This window comes from Streptomyces sp. MK37H, from assembly GCF_018035285.1.
GTDB lineage: Bacteria > Actinomycetota > Actinomycetes > Streptomycetales > Streptomycetaceae > Streptomyces > Streptomyces endocoffeicus.
Map to the genome: position 1 here is coordinate 1 of NZ_JAAAYH010000622.1, position 3,888 is coordinate 3,888.

A 3,888-nucleotide genomic window follows, 5' to 3' on the forward strand; every position below is an offset into this window, starting at 1 on the left:
TCCTCACCCGGCAGGGGTGCCTCCCACACCACCGCCGTGCCGCGGCCGTCCTCCCCGAGGCCGGGGCCGAAGGTGCTCGATCCGCCCAGCACCTCGGCCCGCCGTGCCAGGTTGGCCAGGCCGCTGCGCCGCCCGTCCGCGGGCACGCCCACCCCGTCGTCCGCGACCGTCAGCCGGACCGCTGGCCGTCCGTCCGCGAGCCGGGCGGTGGCGTCCACGACCACCTCGATCCGCTCGGCCCGGGCATGCCGGAACGCGTTGGACAGCGACTCGCGCAGTGCCGCGACGAGATGGGCACCGGTCACCGACATGACCAGATCGTCCACCGGGCCGATGAAGGTCAGCGACGGCTGGAAGCCCAGCGGCACGGCGGCCGCCCTGACCTCCCGCAGCACCCGCCCGCGCAGCCCGGGCGGCGTCTCGGGCGGGGTCTGCTGCAGCGCGAAGATCGCCGTCCGTACCTCCTGGATGGTGGCGCCCAGCTCCTCGACGGCCCGCTCGATCCGCTCCCGTACCTCCGGCGCGTCCGACTGGCGCTCCGCGCTCTCCAGCAGCATCCCGGTCGCGAAGAGCCGCTGGACGACGAGGTCGTGGAGGTCGCGGGCGATCCGGTCGCGCTCCTCGAGGACCGCGAGCCGCTCCCGGTCGCGTTGCGCCTCGGCGAGCACCAGCGCGACCGCCGCCTGCGCCGCGAACTGGGCGGCCAGGGCGCGCTCGGTCGCGGTGAACGGGTCGGCGTCGCGCTCCCGCGCGGTGGCCAGCACGCCGAGCACCCGGTCCCCGCTGCTCAGCGGCACCATCATGCTCGGCCCATAGCGCCCGGGGACGCCGGTGCCGAGCAGCGGGTCGGCGGCCGGGTCCTCGATGAGGACCGGCTGCCCGGCCAGCAGCCTCGGCACGGCCGGGGAGCGGGCCGGAAGCACCGCGCCGAGCAGCCCGGACCGTTCATCCGCGGCCACTGCCACGGCCTTCAGCCCGTCACCGCCGTCCTCGGGCAGCAGCACGATGCCCACCGCCGCGTCCGCGAGCTCCCGGGCCTTCTCGGCGACCACGGCCGGCCCGTCCCCGGCGCCGCCGGACAGCACCGCCTGGGTGACGGCCACCGACCCCTCGATCCAGCGCTCGCGCTGCCGGGTGGCCCCCTGGACGCGGGTGTGGCCGATGGCGATCCCCGCCTCGGTGGCCAGCACCTCGACCAGATGCCGGTCGGAGTCGGTGAACGGCCCGCCGTCCCGCTTCTCGGCGAGGCAAAGGATGCCGAAGATCTCCTCACCGACGCGCAGCGGAACGGTGAGATACGGGCCCGGCGGCTTGGACGGGCCTGGCGGCTTGGACGAGCCCGGTCGCTGGGACGGGCCCGACGGCTGGGACGAGCCTGGCCGCTGGGACGGGCCCGGCGGCTGGGACGGGCCCGGCGGCTCGGTGGCCGAGGGCGTTCCAGTGCGGCGTGCGTCGGCGAGCAGCTCCGCGCACCGCTCCCGGTCGGCTTCTGTCACGCCGTACGTGACCACATCGGCCAGTCCGCGGCCCACGGCGGCGTCGCCCTCGGTGTGGTGCACCCCGATCGCGGCGCGGCGCGCGCCCACCAGCTCGGCCGCGGTGCGGACGATCCGGTCGAGCACGGTGTGCGCGTCCGGCCCGGTGCCGAGCGAGCGCATGGCCTCCAGCAGCCGCGGCAGCCGCGCCGTGAGCTCGGTGGACAGCCCCCGCAGACCGCGGGTCGCCTCCGCGGCCACATCCAGGGGGTCGGGGGAGGGGGCAGCGGCCGCCATGCGTCGAGCCTAATGAATGCCGCGGGTAAACGCCCTGTTATCGGCGCCGGGCACCGCTTGCACCGCTTGCCCCGCTTGCACCGCTTCAGGGGTGCCGTAGGGCGGCCCCCCACGGGCCAGGGTCAACCCATGCGGCAGCTCATGCCCCTGTCCGGTCGCGCGCCTGTGGCACCGGCGGCAGACGGCGCGGTCCCGCGGCGCCCGGTGCGGGGGACGCCAGGTGCCGGGGCGCGCATGCCAGGCGTCGCGGGCCCGTAAAGATCCGCCCGACAGGCCCCAGCCCACGCCGGGGCACCCAGCGCCCACCAAGACTCCGCGCGGGAGCGTGCCAGGCGTCCCGGGGCGCGAAGATCCGCCGGAGAGCCCGTAGCCCACGCCCGGCTGCCCAGCGCCCGCCAGCACTCCACGCGGGAGCGCCGTACCAGGCACCCCGGCTCCGCGAAGATCCGCCGGACAGGCCCTGGCCCACTCCCGGCTACCCGGCGCCCACCAGGACTCCGCCCTCCACCGCCTCGCGCTCCAGCATCCGGCGGAATGGGCCCTCGGCCGAGGCCAGTTCCTCGTACGTCCCGCGCTGGACGGCGCGGCCGCCGTCGAGGACGATCACCTCGTCCACCGCCTCCAGGCCCGCCAGCCGGTGGGTGATCAGGACGGTGGTGCGCCCCTGGGTCGCCGACAGCAGGTCGGCCGTCAGGGCGTCGGCCGTGGGCAGGTCCAGATGCTCGGCGGGTTCGTCCAGGACCAGCACCGGGAAGTCCGCCAGCAGCGCGCGGGCCAGTGCCAGCCGCTGCCGCTGACCGCCGGAGAGCCGTGCGCCCTGCTCGCCGACGAGCGTGTCCAGGCCGTCCGGCAACCCGTCCACCCAGTCCAGCAGCCGGGCCGCGGCCAGCGCCGCGCGCAGCTCGTCATCGCTCGCGCCGGGGCGCGCCAGCCGCAGGTTCTCGCGCAGCGAACTATCGAAGACATGGGCGTCCTGGGCGCAGAGGCCGACCAGCCGCCGCACCGCGTCCCCGTCGAGGCCGGCGGCGTTCCGGCCCGCCAGGGTGTACGTACCACCCTCGGTGTCCAAGAAGCGGAGCAGCACCTGGGCGAGGGTGGTCTTGCCCGCCCCCGACGGCCCGACGACCGCGACCCGACGGCCCGGGCGCAGCTCCAGCCCGAACCCGTCCAGAGCGAGGGCGGACTGCCCCGGGTGGCGGGCGGTGATCCCGCGCAGCACCAGTGGATACGGCGCGCTCGGCGCCTCCTCGCGCCCCGACTCATCGGGCTCACGCACCGGAAGCGGCTCGTCCAGCACCTCGTACACCCGCTCCGCCGCCCGTCGCACCCGCTGCCGGTGCTGCACCGCGAGCGGCAGCCCCGCGACGGCCTCGAAGGCGGCGAGCGGGGTCAGCACCACGACCGCCAGCCACACCCCGTGGATCCGGCCGTCCGCCACGGCCGGGACCCCCACCCACGCCGCGGCCGCCACGGTCAGCCCGCAGACCAGCGCGGACAGCCCGGCGCCCGTACCGGCGGCGGCCGCCGTCCGCCGGGCGATCCGGGTGAGCACCCCGTCGGCCCGGCGCACCGCGTCCAGCCGGCGCGGCAGCGCACCCGCGACGGTCAACTCGGCGGCCCCCGCGAGCAGATCCACGACCTGCGCCGACAGGGCACCGCGCGCCGGTGCCAGCCGCCGCTCCGCGCGCCGCGCCAGCACCCCGGACACGACGGGCACCACGACCCCCGCCACCAGCAGCCCCGCCGCCAGTACGGCCCCGGCCTCGGGCAGCACCCAGGTGAGGAAGCCCACCGAGGCCGCGCCGACGGTCAGCGCGGTGCCGACGGGCAGCAGCCAGCGCAGGAAGTAGTCCTGCACGGTGTCCACATCGGCCACCAGCCGGGAGAGCAGATCGCCGCGGCGCGTCCGGCCGAGCCCGGCGGGCGCCAGCCGCTCCAGCCTCCGGTAGACGGCGACCCGCAGCTCGGCCAGCACCCGCAGCACGGCGTCGTGCGAGACCAGGCGCTCGGCGTAGCGGAAGACGGCCCGGCCGATCCCGAACGCCCGGGTCGCGGTGACCGCCACCATCAGATAGAGCACGGGCGGCTGCTGCGCGGCCCGCGAGATCAGCCACCC

At 76.9% G+C, this 3,888-nt stretch carries 2 protein-coding genes; both read right to left on the reverse strand.

Annotated features, from left to right (window positions below):
- Positions 1–1,772: GAF domain-containing protein (locus GWI24_RS41710; RefSeq protein ID WP_210951226.1), on the reverse strand; the 1,772-nt coding region annotated here is incomplete at its 3' end.
- A gap of 475 nt (positions 1,773–2,247) precedes the next feature.
- Positions 2,248–3,888 (reverse strand): thiol reductant ABC exporter subunit CydC (gene cydC / locus GWI24_RS41715; RefSeq protein ID WP_210951227.1); only part of this gene is annotated, 1,641 nt, incomplete at its 5' end.